Origin of the sequence: Arthrobacter sp. UNC362MFTsu5.1, from assembly GCF_000685965.1 — a bacterium.
Taxonomy (GTDB): Bacteria; Actinomycetota; Actinomycetes; order Actinomycetales; family Micrococcaceae; genus Arthrobacter.
In genome coordinates this window covers 19,979-38,026 of the sequence record NZ_JMLE01000036.1, presented here as the reverse complement: position 1 = coordinate 38,026, position 18,048 = coordinate 19,979, and the positions used below count along the sequence as shown (strand labels likewise).

15 protein-coding genes and 2 pseudogenes are annotated in these 18,048 nt (G+C 59.1%); 5 read left to right on the top strand and 12 right to left on the bottom strand.

Features of this window, described 5'->3' with window-relative positions:
* The first annotated feature begins 319 nt into the window (after positions 1-319).
* On the top strand, positions 320-1,669 hold the full coding sequence (locus BS38_RS0121930; RefSeq protein WP_028272702.1) for a ParB/RepB/Spo0J family partition protein: 1,350 nt from the start codon (positions 320-322) through the stop codon (positions 1,667-1,669).
* Positions 1,670-2,004: 335 nt separating this feature from the next.
* Here BS38_RS0121930 and BS38_RS0121925 read toward each other — a convergent pair whose 3' ends face one another.
* From BS38_RS0121925 to BS38_RS27285, 7 genes are all read right to left on the bottom strand, one after another.
* On the bottom strand, positions 2,005-4,941 hold the full coding sequence (locus tag BS38_RS0121925; RefSeq protein ID WP_028272701.1) for a DEAD/DEAH box helicase family protein: 2,937 nt from the start codon (positions 4,939-4,941) through the stop codon (positions 2,005-2,007).
* Positions 4,938-6,863 (bottom strand): DNA methyltransferase, encoded by a 1,926-nt coding sequence (locus BS38_RS0121920; protein ID WP_231511396.1) that lies wholly within the window; start codon positions 6,861-6,863, stop codon positions 4,938-4,940. The genes BS38_RS0121925 and BS38_RS0121920 overlap by 4 nt, the downstream gene beginning before the upstream one ends.
* A gap of 172 nt (positions 6,864-7,035) precedes the next feature.
* Positions 7,036-7,518: a hypothetical protein gene (locus BS38_RS26580; protein ID WP_051629089.1), complete on the bottom strand. Its 483-nt coding sequence runs from the start codon at positions 7,516-7,518 to the stop codon at positions 7,036-7,038.
* Between the two features lie 166 nt (positions 7,519-7,684).
* Positions 7,685-8,197 (bottom strand): DUF4145 domain-containing protein, encoded by a 513-nt coding sequence (locus BS38_RS26025; RefSeq protein ID WP_051629088.1) that lies wholly within the window; start codon positions 8,195-8,197, stop codon positions 7,685-7,687.
* Between the two features lie 262 nt (positions 8,198-8,459).
* Entirely contained in the window at positions 8,460-9,410 is a 951-nt protein-coding gene (locus BS38_RS0121905; protein ID WP_231511395.1) for a GIY-YIG nuclease family protein, read from the bottom strand.
* A gap of 41 nt (positions 9,411-9,451) precedes the next feature.
* Positions 9,452-10,141 carry a hypothetical protein gene (locus BS38_RS0121900; protein ID WP_156037219.1) on the bottom strand — a complete coding sequence of 230 codons (690 nt, stop codon included), beginning with the start codon at positions 10,139-10,141 and terminating at the stop codon, positions 9,452-9,454.
* Between the two features lie 184 nt (positions 10,142-10,325).
* Entirely contained in the window at positions 10,326-10,652 is a 327-nt protein-coding gene (locus tag BS38_RS27285) for a hypothetical protein (protein ID WP_156037218.1), read from the bottom strand.
* A 136-nt stretch (positions 10,653-10,788) separates the two neighbouring features.
* Here BS38_RS27285 and BS38_RS27280 point away from each other — a divergent pair, with 136 nt between their 5' ends.
* Positions 10,789-10,950, top strand: coding sequence for a hypothetical protein (locus BS38_RS27280; protein WP_156037217.1), 162 nt, complete (start codon positions 10,789-10,791; stop codon positions 10,948-10,950).
* A gap of 845 nt (positions 10,951-11,795) precedes the next feature.
* On the opposite strand, the gene BS38_RS0121895 is transcribed toward BS38_RS27280, so the two are convergent.
* The 3 genes from BS38_RS0121895 to BS38_RS27485 all read right to left on the bottom strand — a co-directional run bounded on the left by BS38_RS0121895 (position 11,796) and on the right by BS38_RS27485 (position 13,419).
* Positions 11,796-12,383, bottom strand: a complete 588-nt coding sequence (locus BS38_RS0121895; protein WP_028272697.1) for a recombinase family protein — start codon at positions 12,381-12,383, stop codon at positions 11,796-11,798.
* Positions 12,384-12,527: 144 nt separating this feature from the next.
* The gene (locus tag BS38_RS0121890) at positions 12,528-13,109 is read right to left on the bottom strand and encodes a recombinase family protein (protein WP_028272696.1); all 582 of its coding nucleotides are present in this window, start codon (positions 13,107-13,109) and stop codon (positions 12,528-12,530) included.
* Between the two features lie 127 nt (positions 13,110-13,236).
* Positions 13,237-13,419, bottom strand: a complete 183-nt coding sequence (locus BS38_RS27485) for a hypothetical protein (protein WP_028272695.1) — start codon at positions 13,417-13,419, stop codon at positions 13,237-13,239.
* A 112-nt stretch (positions 13,420-13,531) separates the two neighbouring features.
* Here BS38_RS27485 and istA point away from each other — a divergent pair.
* A pseudogene (gene istA / locus BS38_RS26020) lies at positions 13,532-14,377 on the top strand (IS21 family transposase); the annotation flags it as partial.
* A 157-nt stretch (positions 14,378-14,534) separates the two neighbouring features.
* On the opposite strand, the gene BS38_RS0121875 reads toward istA, so the two are convergent.
* Complete coding sequence (locus tag BS38_RS0121875; protein WP_028272694.1) at positions 14,535-14,978, bottom strand: hypothetical protein; 444 nt, start codon at positions 14,976-14,978, stop codon at positions 14,535-14,537.
* A gap of 495 nt (positions 14,979-15,473) precedes the next feature.
* The gene (locus tag BS38_RS27275) at positions 15,474-16,367 is read right to left on the bottom strand and encodes a hypothetical protein (protein ID WP_156037216.1); all 894 of its coding nucleotides are present in this window, start codon (positions 16,365-16,367) and stop codon (positions 15,474-15,476) included.
* Between the two features lie 333 nt (positions 16,368-16,700).
* On the opposite strand from BS38_RS27275, the gene BS38_RS0121865 reads away from it, so the two are divergent.
* Both BS38_RS0121865 and BS38_RS27750 read left to right on the top strand, forming a co-directional pair.
* Positions 16,701-17,312 carry a recombinase family protein gene (locus BS38_RS0121865; RefSeq protein ID WP_028272693.1) on the top strand — a complete coding sequence of 204 codons (612 nt, stop codon included), beginning with the start codon at positions 16,701-16,703 and terminating at the stop codon, positions 17,310-17,312.
* Positions 17,313-17,593: 281 nt separating this feature from the next.
* Positions 17,594-18,023 (top strand): annotated as a pseudogene (locus BS38_RS27750) (transposase); the annotation flags it as partial.
* Between the last annotated feature and the right edge of the window lie 25 nt (positions 18,024-18,048).

Genomic DNA, 18,048 nt, shown 5'->3' with positions numbered 1-18,048 from the left:
CGCAGGGCTCCGGGCTCCCTGGCCCTGTTTGTCTACGACGTTTTTTGTCTGCTGTCCTTCGGATTATCGTGCCCGCTCCGGCCCCATCCAGCCCCTCCTTCGTCGGGGCCTGCGGCCCGCACAATCGGCTCCGGCGCTCCTTCGTCGCTTATTTCCTGCGCAGATTGCACGTCCCTGGCCCTTCGGGTGGACAGGGCCTCCGTCGGGCACAGCTACGCAAGCTTCGCCAGCAGGCAAAAAAACAACGGGGGGAGAGGGGAAGCTGGCCGGTCACCTACCGCACCCCGCCCACCGAATCCTCAGCAAAGGACAAGAAACCATGAACGCCACACCCACGCTCGAAATGCTTGACCCCAAGACTCTGACCATCGACATCAACGTCCGCAAGGCCGCTGACCTGAAGACCGATTTCATCGCCAGCATCAAGGAGCTCGGTGTGCTCGAACCGGTCATTGCCCACCGCAAGGACGACGGCACCGTGTACGTCCTGATGGGCCAGCGCCGCACCCTGGGCGCAGTGGAAGCAGAGCGCGACTCCATCCCGGTGATGATCGTTTCCAGCCCGGAAGAGGCCGAGCGCATCCTCACCCAGGTAGTCGAAAACATCCAGCGCACCGAGCTGACCGAAGCCGACGAAGCCGACGCCTACCACCAGCTCTCGCTCATCGGCGTCTCGGCCGCCGACATCGCCAAGAAAACCGGCCGGACCAAGACCACCGTGGACAGCGCTCTGAAAGCCAAAGCCTCCACCACCGGAGCCAAAGCCCTGAACAACGGCTACACCGTAGACATGGCCCTCGTGCTCGCCGAATTTGAAGGCGACGAGGACGCCATCGAGGAACTCGAGTCCGTCATCCGGGACGAACCCGACTACTTCGACCACATCGCACAGAAGCTCCGGGACGACCGGGAATCCAAAGCCCAGCTCGCCGCACTGATCGAAGAGCTCATCGCCCAGGGCAAGGCCATCGTGGAGGACGCCGGACACTACGCCGAATCCGAGGCCCTGTACGTGAACGCGGCCAACCGGGCGGACGGTGAACCGGCCACCGACGAGGACGCCAACGCCTACCTGATCAGCACGGACTACCGCGGCCAGCACAGCGCCAAACCGGTCATCAGCGACTGGAAGGAACTCGGCTTCACACCGAAGTACGAACGCTACGACGGCGTCACCCACGCACAGAAAGGCCCAATGACCGAGGAACAGAAGGCCGAGAGGAAGACCCTGATCGCCAACAACAAGGCCATGGAATCCGCCACCAAGGTCCGCCGCGAATGGGTCAAAACCCTGCTGGCACGCAAGGCCACACCGAAGGGCTGGCAGTACTTCACCGTCCACGCCATCACCCACAACCCCGAAACAGCCAGCGGATACGACGGCAAAGTCGCCACCGAGATGATCGGAGCCAAGACAGGCGAGGAAAGCGACCGGTGGGGCTGGAACCCCCTCCGGGACCACGTCGCCAAGACCACCGCCCGGCCCGAGTTCGCACTGCTCGCCCTGATCTGCGCAGGGTACGAAAAGACCATCCAGAAAGACTCATGGCGTAGCGCAGGACAGGTCCACAACGCCTACCTCACCCAGCTCGTGAAATGGGGATACAAAGCCAGCGAAGTCGAACAGATCATCCTCGACAAGCACTCCACCACCGAGGAAACCGCATAAAGATCCCTTGCCGGGAGAAACCACCGCCCGGCAAGGCCCCGGCCAATCACCACGTAAGGGCCAGTAACCTTCCAACGGCGGGCGGTCCGCCGCCTTGGCGAACCACGCCCAGCCACTCACCAGCGGCGGACCGCCGGTTCCCGCGACACCCACGAACGACAACGACAGCCGCGCCGCCACGGAACAACGAAGTTCCGTCCGGCGGCAGCATCACCAACAGTTCAGCCAAGCTGAAGCCACAGATTCCTTTTGCTGAGGAAAACAGAGGGGCCCGCCACCGCGCGGGCCCCTCACCCCTTAACAACTGACGAACGTATGCGATCTCCGTCGTGGGCTCACCAGATTTGTGCCTGAGCGATCTCCTCAGCGTTAGTTCTAAGCCGCGTTCGATCCAGCAAATCCGAAGCGCGCTCGTTCCCGGCGATTGAGCCTTCCACGGCCTGCTCGCCGAGGAGAACGTATGCCCACCGGCGATGACTGCGCTGAGAGGGCTCTAGCTCGTTAATTTGCTCGCACCAGGCGATGGCTGCAGACTGCTTCCTCTGAACGTTGATGTCCGAGAGGGCTGAGTCTGCTTTGGTCTCAACGACGTAAATCATTTCGTCGGTACGAAACAGAAAGTCCGGCGAGTACCGGGCCGGCATGCCGTCCGCCTTCAGATAGGGGCGCTGGACGAATGTGTGCTTGTATTCACTGATCTTGCAGAGGGCCTCAACCTTTGTGTCGTTGTTGGCCCACTCCAGGAACTTCCGTTCCAGACCACCGCCATGGGTGGGGATTGGCAGCTTCGGATAGATACATTTGGACACATCAACGCATGACGATGCTCGCACGCTGAGCCTTTGAACCTCTGACAGGCTGCGGAAGGTCACTTCCGCAATTGAAACGACCTCCTGTGTCAGGGATCGGACGAGCGCGGAAGATATGTTTCCTGCCAGTTCGTTCGTTATCGCGTCGGTCAGCAGGACCCTCCAGTTCTCATCCTCCAGGGGATCGATAACCTGACCGAAGAATCGGTTGCGAATGTAGGTGTCGATCCATCCGAGCAACTGTGGCCTGAACGTCTGGAGCATGGGAAAGGCCGCCAGTGAGTTGTACTTCTTAGCACTGGAGGTCATTTCGGCGCGTGAGCCACCCAAAGCTTCCGTGATGCGGACTGTAAGGCGGCTCAGGAAGTCGTTGTAGCCCGTCGCGGTCATGACCCCACCGTCTATCCGGTAATCACCAAATTGGGTCTTCGTCTGAACGTCAACGGAGACGAAGCTGTCCCCCTTGCCGGCGAACATCTTTGCATCCGCGAACGGAATTCGGCATCTTGGCATCAGGTAGGGGTCAAGGATGGGCGTCTTGAGCTCTTCCTCGCGGTCACGAACCATCATCGGGATATGAAAATCAAACGGCTCATAGTCGTCTCTGAGCTCAACGACCTCCAAGTCACCGGTTGCAGGCGGCGTGGCGTCCGTTTCGTCGCCGACTTCGCCCGCAAGACCTTCCGCCATGAGTTCGTCGTAAAACCGGGAGAAAGCTGGATGTTCGACGATGAAGAGCACGTCAAAGTAGTTCTCAGGTTCGAGCTTGTTGGCTATCCGCCTGCGATTTTCCCGTTTCATCTCGTCGATCTGTTCATCTCCACGCCACATGAGGCGAAGACCCCGACCGACCAGCTGCTCCAACAGAATCGGCGCCTGGCTCGAGCGAAGAGGGACGATCACGGCAACATTGTTGACATCGAAGCCCTCTCGAAGCATGAGGACGCTGACGATAACCTTCGGCGTCTTATGACGGTCAACGTCGAATAGGCGCTCTCGGGTGACTTCCCACTCCGTCTTAGACATTTCCCCCTTGCGGTTGGAGTCGACGGTCAGCACATCCTCTTTGGCCAGGCCTTCAGCGTGGAGGAATTCTTCGACGAAGCCCGTCACAGATGTATCTTCACAGACGACCATGAGCTTCGGATGCTTATCGGGGTCGACGTGCTCGAAGCTCTTCTCGAGCATCGAGAGTTTGGTAAGGCCGGCACGGAGCATGGTGCGTTGACCCGACGACAACCCGGTTACCCTGCCTCTTGAATCTCGCTCGGCATTGAAATCCAGGGGCATAGCGGCGATTTCTTTGCGTTTATCCAACGCTAAAGACTTCACCAAGCCTGCACGCATCGCCTTCTTCAGATCGAAGTCAACAACAATATGAGGGAAGTATCTGAGCCCTTTCTTAGCACCCGTACCGACCTCGTTATACGGAGTGGCTGAGAAGTCGATCTGCATGAACTTGTGCCCCTTTGTGGAGGCAATCTCACTCAGACTCTTCTGCCACTCGACCTCATCTACCTGCTGGCCCTTCTTGATCGAGTGGATATGGTGCGCCTCATCGTTGAAAACCATGAGAGAGGGAAGATCCTTGAGCCATTCAAGGGGGCCTCCGCGCAGGTGCTTCCGGTCAAGAACATCCAGACTGTTGCCGGCGTTGAGGCCAGGACTGATCGGGAACAAGCTTTCAACGGCCGCCTTCGCGTCAACATCCGCCCCTGGCGCGTCGGTTTCGGGTATGAAGTCAGGATCTTCGACGCCGGCCAGCAGATGCCAGTTGGTGACGGCGATCAGACCGCTGCCAGTTACCTTCTTGCCGATGTCCGCTTTGGTAACCACCGATGACTGTACGAACCCGAACACCTGATCGCGATAGTTGTCAGGAATGAAGATTTCTTTGTTCTTGAAGATATCCGAGGTTTCAAAGTCACGCTGGCCCCCGCGCTCCTTACCAAGGAAAGAATCGAGGAGCCGGTCGTAGACAATGAGCCCCGGGGCTACGAGGAGGAAGTTGGACGTAAAGCGCTGATCTTCCGGGTATTCTCGCCTGTTCAGGTACTGCCAGATGAGAAGGGCGTTTAGCACCCAAGTCTTTCCCGTACCTGTGGCCATTTTTGCCGCATACTTAGGGTGCTGATTTTGGGTACGTGTGACTTCTCCGAGAGTGTCTCCGCTCAGAAGTGCCTCCGTCGCAATCTTGCGATAGAGGTGTTCGAGACTGGGAGCCGCCAGTACCTCATGGGCATAGATGATGTGCAAGATCGCTGCACGCTGGCCATCGTGAAAATTCACCGGCCGCAATTGAACGTAGTCATCTTGGAACCAGTACTTCAAGAGTTCCGCCGTGACGGGAGTAACCTCCTCCATCAGAGCAGTCGGCAGACCTTTAACGATGTCAGGTATCTGTTCGCCGACGACCCTTTCCAACGCTGTCGCAAGCGGAAACTGATCTCGAACGGTGCTCATGCGCCGACCTCGACGTTCTCAATAATGACCTCTGACTCATAGCCGAAGACATCGACGGCACGAACGCACACACGACGTGGAGTCGGCTTGAATGGAACATCCACGTGCGCTTTGGTGACGACACGGAGAGCATCTCCATCGCTAGCGGTGTTACCGCGGTAGTCCTGCCAGACTGAGCGGAAGACTTGGCCGTCATAATCAGGATCCACCGCCCAGTACTCGAGCAACGCCAGAGGCTCAGTGTTCATGACGCTGAGGAGTTGCTCGCGATTCTTTTCATCGAGGTTGATCGCATCGGGAGACAGAAGCACATAGTTCTCCAGATTGACCTTTACGGTTTCGGAATCGCCTTGACGGGTGCGCCCGAGCACGGATGCTTGCAGATATTGCAAAGTCGAAAACTTCACTTCGTCAGCGAGCTTATCGACGGACCCCTTCTTTTTCAGGCGATCAAGTAGGTCCGGGGGAATGACCAGAACTTCAAGCCTGTCGTCATTCAGGGCCTCAATGTCATGGCCGATTGAATCCGAGAAGTTCCATCCAAGGACTGTCACCCTGTCGAATCCGCCCATAGTGGAAAGCCGGGCAGCCTGGGCACGTTTCAGGGTGGCGCCGGTAACGAGTGCATTTGGGCTCGTAGCAATGACAAGGGTTTTCTCGTCTGCGATCCTGCCAAAGGCCCCGCCCTGGTTTACCTCCGGCGGTAGTGGAACTGCGCCAAATAACCTCAAAACCACTTGGGCTAGTTCGCCTACTTTAAACTTGCGACCGAGCACGGACTTGGCTTGTTCGACCTGGTAGTCGCCGATCGACTGGAAAAGGAAGGGCTTGGCGTTCTGGTCGATCAAGCGCTTGCGCGTAATCATGTTGGATGGCTTACCCAAGTCCGTCGCTATCCATGAACGGCCGAGGCGCTCAGCAACGGCAGCGGTCGTGCCGGAGCCAACGAAGAAATCTGCAACTATTCCGTCCTTGGGGCAAGATGCTTGAATGATCCGTTCAAGCAACTTCTCCGGTTTTTGAGTCCCGTAGCCTAGGGCTTCCTTGGCCGAGTTGTTGAGCTTATCGAGCTTCCAAACGTCATCGACTACCTTGCCGCGTTTGAGCGATTCTTCGAGATAAATCTTGACCTGACGCTGCCCCCCATCTCGGGTATCGAGGGTGTACTGACGACCATCTTCGTCAGTGTAGAGACGCTGCTTCCTGGTCGCGAGGTACTCCTCGGGGCTGCCATACGGCTCTGCGTAAGACTCAAAATAGGGGGCGTCGCCGGCTGAGTACTTGAAGATCACGTCATGTCGACGTTCGAAGGACGACTTGAGCTTCTTGTTCCATCCGCTGTAGTTCCAGACGATTTCGTTGTCGAAGCTCTCCTTGCCGAAGATCTCGTCCAAAACGATCTTCACATAGTGGCCCACGTGCCAATCCAAATGCACATAAATGGTTCCGCGATCAGAGAGAAGCTCCCTCATGAGTGCCAGACGCGGAGTGATCATTGCCAGATATGAGGCAGTTCCATCCGACCAAGTGTCGGAGTACCCGAACTGCTCAATGACCGTCGGCTTCTGCTCTATCGTGGCGCCTGGCAGAGTGATCTTAGTGCGGTAGTCGGCCTTCGAGTCGAAGGGTGGGTCAATGTAAATCAAATCGATTTTGCCTCGCATGGAGGGGTGATCTGTATCGCCCGCTAAGAGCGCCGCGATCGCCAAAAGGTTGTCCCCGTAAATCAGGCGGTTAGGGGAGGGGCGATTATCTTCATCAGCTGTGAATTGCTGGAAAAGATCAGCTTCTAGAGTGTCCTTGTTGGGGATGACGAGCTCGCGTGTCTGAAGGGTCACGCGATTCCGTCCTTCAAGGTTCTCCAGAATTTGCGCCGCCCTGCGCTTGCCTTCCGTGACGATGCCAGGCAGTTGTTCCAGCAAGGACTTACTCAAAGTTTCCCGACTTCCGGTTGAGGACCATTATTTCGTCTGACTTTACCGGCGTGCAGCTGATTCTTCCGTTGCGCCAGCTGTCCTCGCAGGGAGGTCAGGCCAACGCCGTGTCGGTTCAGAGTTGCCGTGAACCGGCATGGGTGGTGCATTGGCAATGCTGCTAAGCGGAGTACAGTTGCACGATTTCCACCGGGATGCGAAAGCCTTTCGCCCGCTGATAGCCGCTGACGCTCATATCGTAAATCGGTTCGAGCAATTCCTCGGCGTCTTCTGGCAGATCGCCCGAATCACGAAGGGCTTGGGTTGCCCGGTTAGTCGGACGCGTGAACCCCTTGAGGCTGCGGCTCTCGCCGTAGGCACCGAGTGCGTAGACATCTTCACGGCTGACCGCGCCTCCATGCTCGATTGCGAATTTGACGACCTGGATCTGCACGTTCGCCCTGGACCCGGCAAGCAGTTCAAAGGCCTTCTCAACGAGGCCCTTGGTCCAGCCTGTAACCTCGACTTCCTCAAGCGGGGCGACTTCGATATCGCTTTCCAGGGATTTGATCGCGTCCATCAGCCGGTTGATGCGGCCCTGCGACCATCCGGTCACGTCCGTGACGACGTGCAACTCAGGGTTGCTGATCGTAACTGTGCTCATGGCTTTTCCTTCAAAATGATGGGAGGGCTAGTCGTATTCCTCGCCACTATCCAAGGTTATTCGGTAACTGTATACTATACAGGTTGAACTGTAGACGTCGTGGAAGCCGCTCTTTGTACCTAAATTTGGAACTTCCCATCACGCCACCACGAAGGCGCGGACTGGGCTATTCCTGAAGTAGCCCCTGATCGCGGAGCAGCTGAGCCGGCATTTCGTATTCATGCCGGATGAGGTGCCGCACGAATTTACCTAGCCCAGTCGCTTCCGCCTCGGTCACGGCATCATAGTCCTCCGGATGGGCTCCCTCGTTACCTAATTGGTTTAGGTGGTCGGCCCAGTCCCAGAGCGAACGATGAAGATCACCGTCATTCTTCATGTGCTTGAGGGCAGATTTGAGATGCCTCTCATTTTGGGCCTTGGCGTTGCCTTTGTCTTTGACGAACAAGTGCAGGGCGGAACGAAACATGACTGCGGCCGCCCGGTAGGCTCCCACTGCGAGAGACCGCATCCCCTCGTCGTATGCCGAGGCCACGCCTTCGTTGACTTGGCGGTCCAAGATGCCGGCCCCGGGCACCGGCCACCACATGAGACCCTGCCCAAGATTGTCCGTCACCACGACAGTGCCCTTCTTACAGCCATGGCAGTGCAGGGCCGTAACCTTGCGGTCGGGGTAGCTCATGCCCGAGGTGGTTGTGGACGAAAGTGCTGTTACCTGGCCCGCATTGAAGTTAGAGATCCTCCCGCACCATGGGCACGGACCGGATGGGTCGCTAGGTGTCGGAAGGGTATCTGGATTCGTATCAGCCACCCTCCGATGTTCCCAGAATGACTCGGAACGGTCGCTCTCGACACCCCCAATGGCCTGCCGCAGATGAAGGTCAATAACGGTCGACCGTTTCTGAGCTGCGAATGTCTAAGCCGAACCGCCGGCACTGCCGGGATTAGTTCCTGTTGAGGCCATACTGGCGTGTCATCAGCGCCGCCTTGTAGTGGGACTCTGCCACGTTGACCTCCGAGGATGGTGTGCTGGGTCCGAATACACGCAGGAGACTGAAAACAAAGTGCCGGGCATGGTCTGCCTGCGTTTTCGTCGCTTTCCCTACTACGCTCTGCTCAGCAAGCTCGCGGAGTGCAACGTTACCGCTGTGGCCGTCGCGGGCATAGGCTGTCCACCGGCCAAGAATGCGTTCGGCCCCATCAGCTTTCCCAACGTACTGTTTCCCGTTACTTGAGTCTGTGATGAGGTAGATTCCTTGGACCTCTGACAAGGCAATGCGCCAGTCGGCGTATCGGGGATCGTCCACCAGGGCCTGTAGCTGGTGGTACGGGAGCAGCACTCCATCGAAGCCCGGGAAGGGAACCTTATCCCGGTCGGCGATCTCCAGGACAGGCATGCGCGCGCCGGTAACAGATCCGGCGTTCCGGTGCCAGCTGCGAGGGTTGTCCCATTCGACAACAAGCCGGTCACTCAAGGGTAAAAGGAACTGGCTGGGTCGCAGGTCGAAGCACCTGTACTTTTTGGTGGACGCCGACTCAATCTCGCCGTGGTTCTCGTAGGTACCCCAAAGTCGGGAGCGGCGCCCGCCGTCGGCGATGAGGATCACCCAGTATCGCGGAGGATTTGCGGGGAACCGTGGGGGAACGTCTTGTTCTCTGGTGTAGGCGACGACTCGTTCCTGGGTTAAGTCCTCCGGGCCGCGTAGCGCATCGCGATCATTCGGCTTAAAGGTGTGGCGGATGAGATGAATGTCTGCCAGCCGGATACCTGGTTCATAGTCTGCACCGATGCCGCTGAGTACGTGGCCCAGGGTAAGGGACGCGCGGATGGCCGGCTCTTCAAGTGACACCATCTCCGCGGGCGCGTAGAGGGAAAGGGATTCCAGATCAGACACTGGAACACAGTACGCCACGGCTAAGGCCGGGAGCGCCAACGTCATTCGTCATCAAAGTACATCTCAGAGGAGCTCTTCAGCAGGCGGCCCCAATCTGACTGATCCGCCGCCCAGTCGGACATTTCGTCGTAGGCCTTCTTGCCACGCTCGTTCCAGTTCACACGCAACCCTTGCGAAAAGGTGATGATGTCGTTGAGCCCTCGCAGATGTAAGTCTTCTTCACGCTCTGATGAGTTAGCGATGTGCGTTCGAGACCACCGCAGCCATCTGAGCATGAACGGGGTCGACTCTTTCCATAGGCGAAGCATGCGCTTCGTTTCCCCGTGTGAAATCCCGGATCCGCTTAAATTGACGAATTCATCTCGCAGGGCTTGAGGGTAGGACCCCAACGACTCGCCAGTGAGAAGTGACAGGGACTCCAACGCATGGATCCATCGCTGCCACTCCATCGCCTGCTCGTAGCGGCCTTCCCTGTCGGAATCGTATCGCTGTGCTTGTCGTCCGACCGTCCCGATCTCACCATTCATCACCCGGATAGTGTCAACCATGACGCAAAGGACATGGCCGGCGCTATATTCGCTGGTCTGGGCCAAGTCCGCCGGAGCTTGAATTGAGTTTGCCGCTTCCACAAGGATCTGTGGCAAGAGATCGTATTGACGAGTGGCAACAGCATTTAGATAGGTGTTGTGAACAGCTTCATCGAGAAGCTGCGGCACGGAGTGGTCGGTCATGGCTACAAGACTAAGCGCCCGCACCGAAGCCAATCGGGAGAGGCGCACCACCTGTCCTACACGATGATCGCCTTTAGCGTTTCCGAGCACGGTACGCCACGGCCCGCCCCCTCTGACAGAGCTTCAGGTACGCGTTGACCCCGGTTATAGTCATGCGCGGCCAGAGCTTGACGAGGAGCCGGTGCTAGTCGAGAAGCGACGATATGACGGACCGTAGCGGCCATGGTGTTGTCATCTTCACCAATTCCTTCATGACAGCCTTGCTGGTGCCTTCACCTGTCACGATGTCGGTGTTGATAAGACGGTCCTTAGGAGTTGGAACAGCGGTGCCTTGTGTAAGAAATTCCACGACCCATTCTGTCTTCTTCGGTAAAAGCCCTGGGCCAAGTCCTATGTTTGCGTCTTCCGTGCCTATGGCCCACGTAGTAACCGTGGTCGGTACGCCATCACTGGTGGCGCTGAGGAGTCCCATGAAAGTGCTGTTGATGCCGACTAAGAGTGGCTTGCCCATGTCGAAGTGTTCTCTAGTGATGTCATGGGGTCCAACATTCCTCAGCCGTAGGGTTACAAGGTGCGGATCCTCGACGGGAAAGCTACGGTACGTTACCGCCAAGTCAGTTCGTGGTGCCCCCGAAGGTAGGAGACTGGTGACGCTGTACGAAAGAAGCACCTTTCCGCGACGGGTTCCCCATCTGCGTGCAGCCCAGACGCTGAACCAGATTGCGGCGACGGCAATCACGGAAGGTATTGCGACTGCCAAAAACGCCAGCCAGTCGCCGGCCACCCATTTGTCCATTGCCTTATCTTGACGCAGAACTAAGGCGACTACGGACGCCGCGCTTGCTGGGCCCCAAAAACCCTCAGAAACGACCCTTTTGGGAGTGGCCGTTCCCTGCTGTTGTAACTAGTAAGAACAACCCGCCGTAGGCCCGTCATAACTCATCTCCGCAATCAAACAGAGTCACCGTCGGGTCTCAGTGGTTTTTGACTAGCAGAGGCGGGACCGAACTATCCGTGGCATGAAGAAGTACAGTCTCGTCCATGGATGCGGAATTTTGGGTAGCTGTAGCAGCCGCTCTCATATCGGCTGTGGCTTTGGTCCGCGGCGAGCTTTATCAGCGTCGTCGAGCCTCGAATGAGGCCCAGTACCGGGCCGTTGACAAGGTCGCTGATGCCCTGCGGCCCGTCCACATTTTGATCGAACACGCTGACGTGCGAGCCCCGTCGGGTACTGAGATCGGCAAAGTCATGAGGGACTTTGAATGGGAATGTCAACGCTGGGAACCTATGCTGCCAACGGGAGCCAGACATCTGCGTGTAAGCGTGCGTCAGGCGTTAGCGAATTGTTTCGGGTCGCCGGCGGCGATAGCGGTAGATCCCGCAGCTGACAGCAGGCCGATGCAAGCTTTCGACAGGTACTGGTGGGACGTTGCCTGCACTTACGTGGAACATGCCCAGAACCGCCTGGGCGCATGGCAGGTTCAAGAACGGCGCCGCCCCCTAAAGATCGTCCATTTCGCCCACTGGCGCAAAGAAGAGGACGCTCTGCATCACGGAGGTCGCGGTGGAAAATCTAAGTAGCCACGTCCTGCAGAAATGTAAATCGAGGTCAGGCGTTCATTCCTGTCGTATGTGACGTTGTCTTGGGTCCCCGTCAGGTGAGGTCGTTGCTTCCGATGCTGAGGTAGCGGTAGACGGTTGCCCGGCTGGTCTCGATGATTTTCCCAATGTCGGCCGGTTTGAGCCCTTGGGCCTTCAGGTCTCGGGCGCGCTTGACCTTCGCATGGTCGGCGGTGACTTCCCGTCGTCCGGCCTTCCGCCCCTGCTCGGCGGCCGCGGCCATGCCGGCTCTGGTCCGTTCGGCGAGCTGGTCGCGCTCGAGTTGGGCGAATGCGGACATGACCGTCAGCATGGCCCTGCCCATCGGCCCCGTGGTGCTGATGCCTTCCGTGACGCTGCGGAAGTGCACGCCTCGGTGTTCCAGGTCATCGATGAGAGCCAGCAGGTTGCGGGTGTTTCGCCCGAGCCGGTCCAGTTTCCAGACCACTACCTCATCGCCGTCGCGCAGGTGCTCGAGCATCTTGTCTAGTTCGGGCCGGCTGGGGCGTGTGCCGCTCACACCATGGTCGGTGAAGATCCGATGGCAGCCTGCGGCACTCAACGCCACATGCTGCAGATCCGCGTTCTGGTCCAGGGTGCTGACCCTGGCATATCCGATGTCATTTTCAGAAGTCGACTGCACAAGGACCCGCGGAATTCCGGGGTTGTGCAGACGAGTATGGATATTGAAATGTCAGAAGTGCCCTGCACGAAGCTGCGTTCTGCTCAGTAGTCCTCTGCACCAACAGTCATCTTTTCTCAAGCCGCCTGCACCAACCAGCAGGAGCTACTTCTTTGAAGCCTCGGTCGCGCCTGTTGCCGGGACCCATCGGTAGAGGGTGGGCACGGAGACCCCCAAGGTGTCGGCGACCTCTCGGGGCGGCGTTCCCTGCTTGAGAAGTTTGCGGGCTGAACGGATCTTGGCATCAGTCATGATGCGTTTGCGGCCGCCGACCCGGCCTTGTTCGCGTGCGGCCTGCAGGCCTGCCTGCGTACGTTCGACCATGAGTTCCCGTTCCATCTGGGCCAGGGAAGCCATGACGTTGAAGAAGAAGCGTCCGGAGACCGTCGTGGTGTCGATCGCATCGGTGAGGCTGACGAATCCTACGCCGCGGTCATTCAGTCCGCCGGCGAAGTCCAGGAGGTCTTTCACGCTCCGGCCCAGGCGGTCCAGCTTCCACACCACCAAGGTGTCGCCGTCGCGCAGGTTGTCCAGAGCCTGGTCGAGGCCGGGGCGTTGGGACTTGGTGCCGCTGATGGTGTCTCTGTAAATCTTGTCGCATCCGGCCTTCTTCAGGGCTTCGACCTGCAGGTCCAGGTTCTGGTCCCGGGTCGAAACCCGGGCGTAGCCGATGCGGTGCGTGGCCATGGGGTGTTCTCTTCTCAAAACTCGGTTGGGGGTCTTAGTTCGACTGTACAGTTTCGAGAACTATTTGTGAGAACCGGGGCTCGGGTTGCCGCTTTTCGTCGTCTCCCCAGTTTTCCGGGGCAGGACGTTACGCCACTTCGATGAGCGACCGGCCCCGGGATTCTCGATTCAAGCTGTTCTTGAAATCCTTCGTTTTCGAGAACGGGCGGGCAGGTCGGCTGGTCCGGTTGTTAGCGGCCATGAAAAACTGCCCATAGGCGGCCACGAAAATGCCCGCTGGCGGCCAGCAGAACTGCCCGCCGGTGGCCATGAGATCTGCCCACTTCCTTACTGAACCGACCGCGTCTTAAGCGGTGGGGGCCTCTCCCTGGGGTTTGATGACGGTGTCTAAGCGCACCAAGCGAACCAGGAAGAGGCCCTGTATGAAGTCTGACGGAGAAATCATGGAAATTCTTGCTGCCTACGATCTGACCGGGTCGTTGCGCGCCACCGCGGAGCTCACGGGCTGCTCGCACCACACCGTTGCCAAACACGTCCAGGCCCGCGACGCGGGCCGGCCGATCGGGGAACCCGCGGCCCGCGGCCGGGTCACCGACGCGTTCCTGCCCAAGATCGAGGAATGGATCGAAGGATCCAAGGGCCGGATCCGTGCCGATAGGGCTCACGAAAAGCTCCTCGCCCTGGGCTACACGGGTTCGGAACGGTCCACCCGCCGGGCGATCGCCCAGGTGAAGGCCGCGTGGCGGCTGGGCCATACCCGCGTCCACCGGCCCTGGATCACCGAGCCGGGCATGTGGCTGCAGTACGACTTCGGCGACGGGCCACGGATCGGCGGGGTGAAGACGATCCTGTTCGTGGCCTGGCTGGCGTTCTCCCGCTTCCGGATCGTGATCCCGCTCAGGGACCGGACCGCGCCGAGCGTCTTCGCGGCACTGGACCGGTGCTTCCGGATCCTCGGCGGCGCACCGACGTATGTCCTGACGGACAACGAGAAAACCGTGACCACCGCCCATGTTGCCGGGGTCCCGGTTCGGAACCAGCAGACCCTGGACTTCGCCCGGCACTACGGAATCACCGTGCTGACCTGCCAGCCCGCAGACCCGGCCACCAAGGGCGGGGTTGAAGCCTCGGTGAAACTCGCCAAGGCCGACCTCGTCCCCAAGGACACGAACCTCCGCGGCGAGTACGCCTCCTTCGCGGAACTCGAGGCCGCCTGCGCGGCGTTCATGGAGGACGTAAATAGCCGTGAACACCGGGTGACCCGGCGCAATATTGGGCTGTTGCCGGTGGCCACGGACGCCGCCGAAGTGTCATTTTCCGAAGTCGTCTGCACGAAATGTCCGAAGTCGTCTGCACGCAGGACTTGACCGTAAGGGGACCCTCAACGGGACCTTATGCGGAAGTTTCCGAATGTCTCCCCGACTGCTACTGGCCCCAGGGTTTGTAAGAGTTCATGATGCTCGTTCCACCCGGCGGCGCCGTGACCGGTACTTCAAAGCAACCGTTGTAGGTGTCGAAGTCGGAGTAGCGGTCGACGGCGTCCTCGGGTTTCACATGCCAGGCGGTGGTTTGTTGAAGCGTCCGCGTCGACAACCCGTTGCGGGTCACGGAATAGGTCAGTTCCTGCCCGGGCTGGAGCGTGACCTGGTACGGCCGGGGCTCCCCGGGCGCGGGCTTCCAGTCCAAATCAGTATCAAGGTAGGTCGTCAGTCGGCCATTGATATCGAGGCCTTCAACGGAGGGTGGCGAGCTGTAGACGTAGACGGGCACGGTTGTTCCGTTCCTGATGATGCCTTGGCCGATGACGTCGACCTCCGTTAGCACACCAGCGACTGTGGTGTATCGCTCATTGGTCACAGTGATGTTCATGAGGCCAGATGTGACCACTCCGGTCGGGCACACCGTCTGCTGTTGTGCTGGGCGCGCTGGCTGTTTTGCGGGAGCCGGTGCCTGAGCCTGCGGTGTTTGGATGGCTTCGGGGGCGGCAGTGGTCGGCGCCTTCAGGAAAGATTGCGTGGGGTCAGGTGTGGGGGCCGCTTCCCGGGTCTGCTGCGGGGTGGGGGCCGGTGACCGTGTTGGACGGACTGCCGGGGCCGGCGGCTGCTTGGTGGGCGACGATGCCACCACCGGGGTCTTCTTTCCGGATTCAGCAACTCCTGCGACCACTGCTGATGCGGCTACAGCGACTGCAATGACGCATAGGGCGACGACCAGCCAGATAGTAAGTTTTTTGGTCCCCCGAATTGTCATAACCGGAGTGTACGTCCCCCCCTTAGCTGACGGACCGCATGTGACGACTGTAGTTCAGGGCTGTTCCGCATACGGAGGGCTTCGGGATCACCTTCTTGCCGTAGTCGGCCCGGCCTAGGAGCCCTGACCTGCTTCCGACATGGAGAACGCGAAACTCACCCCAGCGATGATCTCCGCGAATCGGTCGCGTAGCGGCTCGTGCGTCTCCGGCGGCCATTCGCCGAAGGCAAAGAGGAACGATCCCGGCTCTTTGCCCTTGCGCTTCAGCTGCACGTATACATCTCTATCGGGAGACGGCCACACTTTGACGCGTCCATGTTTGGCATATGGAAGAAGTTCCGGTTGCAACCAGAAGTTACACTCTTCGAGCTCATCATGACTAAACAGAAGCGGACTGCCATCAGATATTGATGGGGCCCGGCAATCGGAATATTCGAAGAAACCACAAACACCCGGAGTGAAGATCAGCAGGCCCTCCCACCGCTGTTTAGATTCCCGGGACTGTTTGAAGAAACTTGCCGGCAGAAAGGTGACATCCTCTCGATCGCATGGCCAGTTCTCTAGATACCGCAGCGCCCCGGATATCAGCTGCTCCACATCCGGGGTGTCTACTTTGGAATCATCTTCCGCAGGCGCCCGCCCACCGTCCTCAGATTTTGATGCCTTATCAGGTTCACGGTACCCATGAGCCAAGAGTTCTAGTGGGGTATAGACCTCAGTCGGATTCACAGGCTCGGGCCACGATCCAAAACCGAAAATTCTTTCCCAAAGCCTGATACGTGTTCGGTGTGCCTCGGGGCCCATTGGAGAGGACGCAAGCTGGCTGAGTGCCCGATCGATTTCCCAAGTGGCGTCTGATCTAGAAACTAGGGATGGAGGTACACTCTGATCGCGTTTCTCCGCCTTGATGTAAGCAACCTCGGCAAGACTGAAAGCCTCATCGGGCGCGAAGCCTACTGAGACGAGTCGAGACATCATTCCATTCACGGCACCATTCAAGAGACCCATGCTGTGATCTTAGTTCCCTCGATCCTCCGTCCTTGCCATGAGGCTGCGGATAAAGCCCTTCTCCGTCACAGTGAAAATACCTAGCCCGGGGTTGCCGCTCGGCCCATCCCAGGTCCCGATACGGATGGACGCAATCGGCCTTGATCATTTACCAGCACGCCGACCTTCCTCCATATTTGTTGACGTCCGACAATGACCCAGATCCTAGGAAGTGGAACGCCCGGGACCGGTCCTTCCAAAAGTGGCGACACGCGACCAGATTTCGTTCCACAACTATCTTCTTTCAGACGTCCCGTGCCGAGCGTGCAGAATAAGTATCGGTACAGTGGGCACATGGAAATTGGATATGCCCGCGTCTCGACCGCGAAACAGGACCTTGACCGACAGATCGACGCACTGCGCGGCGAGGGCATCCCCGCCAAACATATCTATGTGGACAAGAAATCCGGATCCACGACAAACCGGCCCGGACTACATGAAGCCCTCGACCAAGCCCGCGAGGGAGACGTCATCGTCGTGCACACCTTGGACCGGTTGGGACGTACCGTCCGGGACACCCTGAACCTCATCCACGACCTGGCAGGCCGCGGCGTCGGAGTTCGGAACCTGGCTGACCCGATCCGGGTTGATTCCGCCAATCCAGAAGATCCCATGTCGCAGCTGGCAGTCGTGATGCTCGCGCTCTTCGGCCAAATGGAACGAACCTACGCGATCGAACGCGCCGCTCACGCGCGTGCCGTTGCTGTTGCTAAAGGCAAAAGGATCGGCCGGCCCAGCGTGATCGATCCAGCGAAGCTTGCCTATGCCGCCCACCTTCGCGACCAGGAAAATCAGTCCATCTCCGAGATCGTCGCAGCCACGGGTATCACCCGCTCCAGCCTCTACCGTTACCTGCCGCCCCGTCCGCCGGAGACGCTGACCGCCGAGACCCAGCCGAACGCCTAAAAGTCCCAACGTCGGTGGCGGTTGGTGCAGGCGACTTCTGAAAAACTGACTGTTGGTGCAGAGGACTATTGAGCAGAATGCAGTTCCGTGCAGGGCACTTCTGACATCTCAATGTCGATACTCGTCTGCACTACCCCGGAATTCAGCGGGCGCCTGTGCAGACGACTTCTGAAAACGACAAACGTGGCGGCGGACTTCCGCGGTACGGTGATCGACCCGCTTACGGGCAGCTTAGGATGGCGTATCCAGCCATATGCGGGGCACGAAAGAGGGGGCATCGGCGCCTGCCGGATTCGACCCCGGTGCCCTGCGCCGCGTCCCGGGAAACGGTCCAGCGCAGAGCTGGTCGGGCACGCCTCCTACGGTTACTGCCCCTCCCACGCGCGCTGGTTCTGGGGCTTGCGCCTCTACCTGCTCTGCACCCCCGAGGGCACGCCGGTCGTCTGGGGGCTGGCCAAGGCCAACCTCGGCGAACGCGAGGTGGCCCAGTCACTGCTGGAACACGACCGCCCCCTGATCGAGGACGGACAGGTGATCGTTGCGGACAAGGGCTTCGCCGGGAAGGACTTCGAGGACTTCACCGCCGGTCTCGGCGCCATCCTGCTCCGCCCGAATCGCAAGGACTAACCCGCCCGCTTCGGCAACCTCGGGAAGATCCGCCAATGGGTCGAGTCCGTCTTCGGCACCCTCAAGGACCAATTCACCCTCGAACCTGGCAAGTTGTCTATCTGCCCGT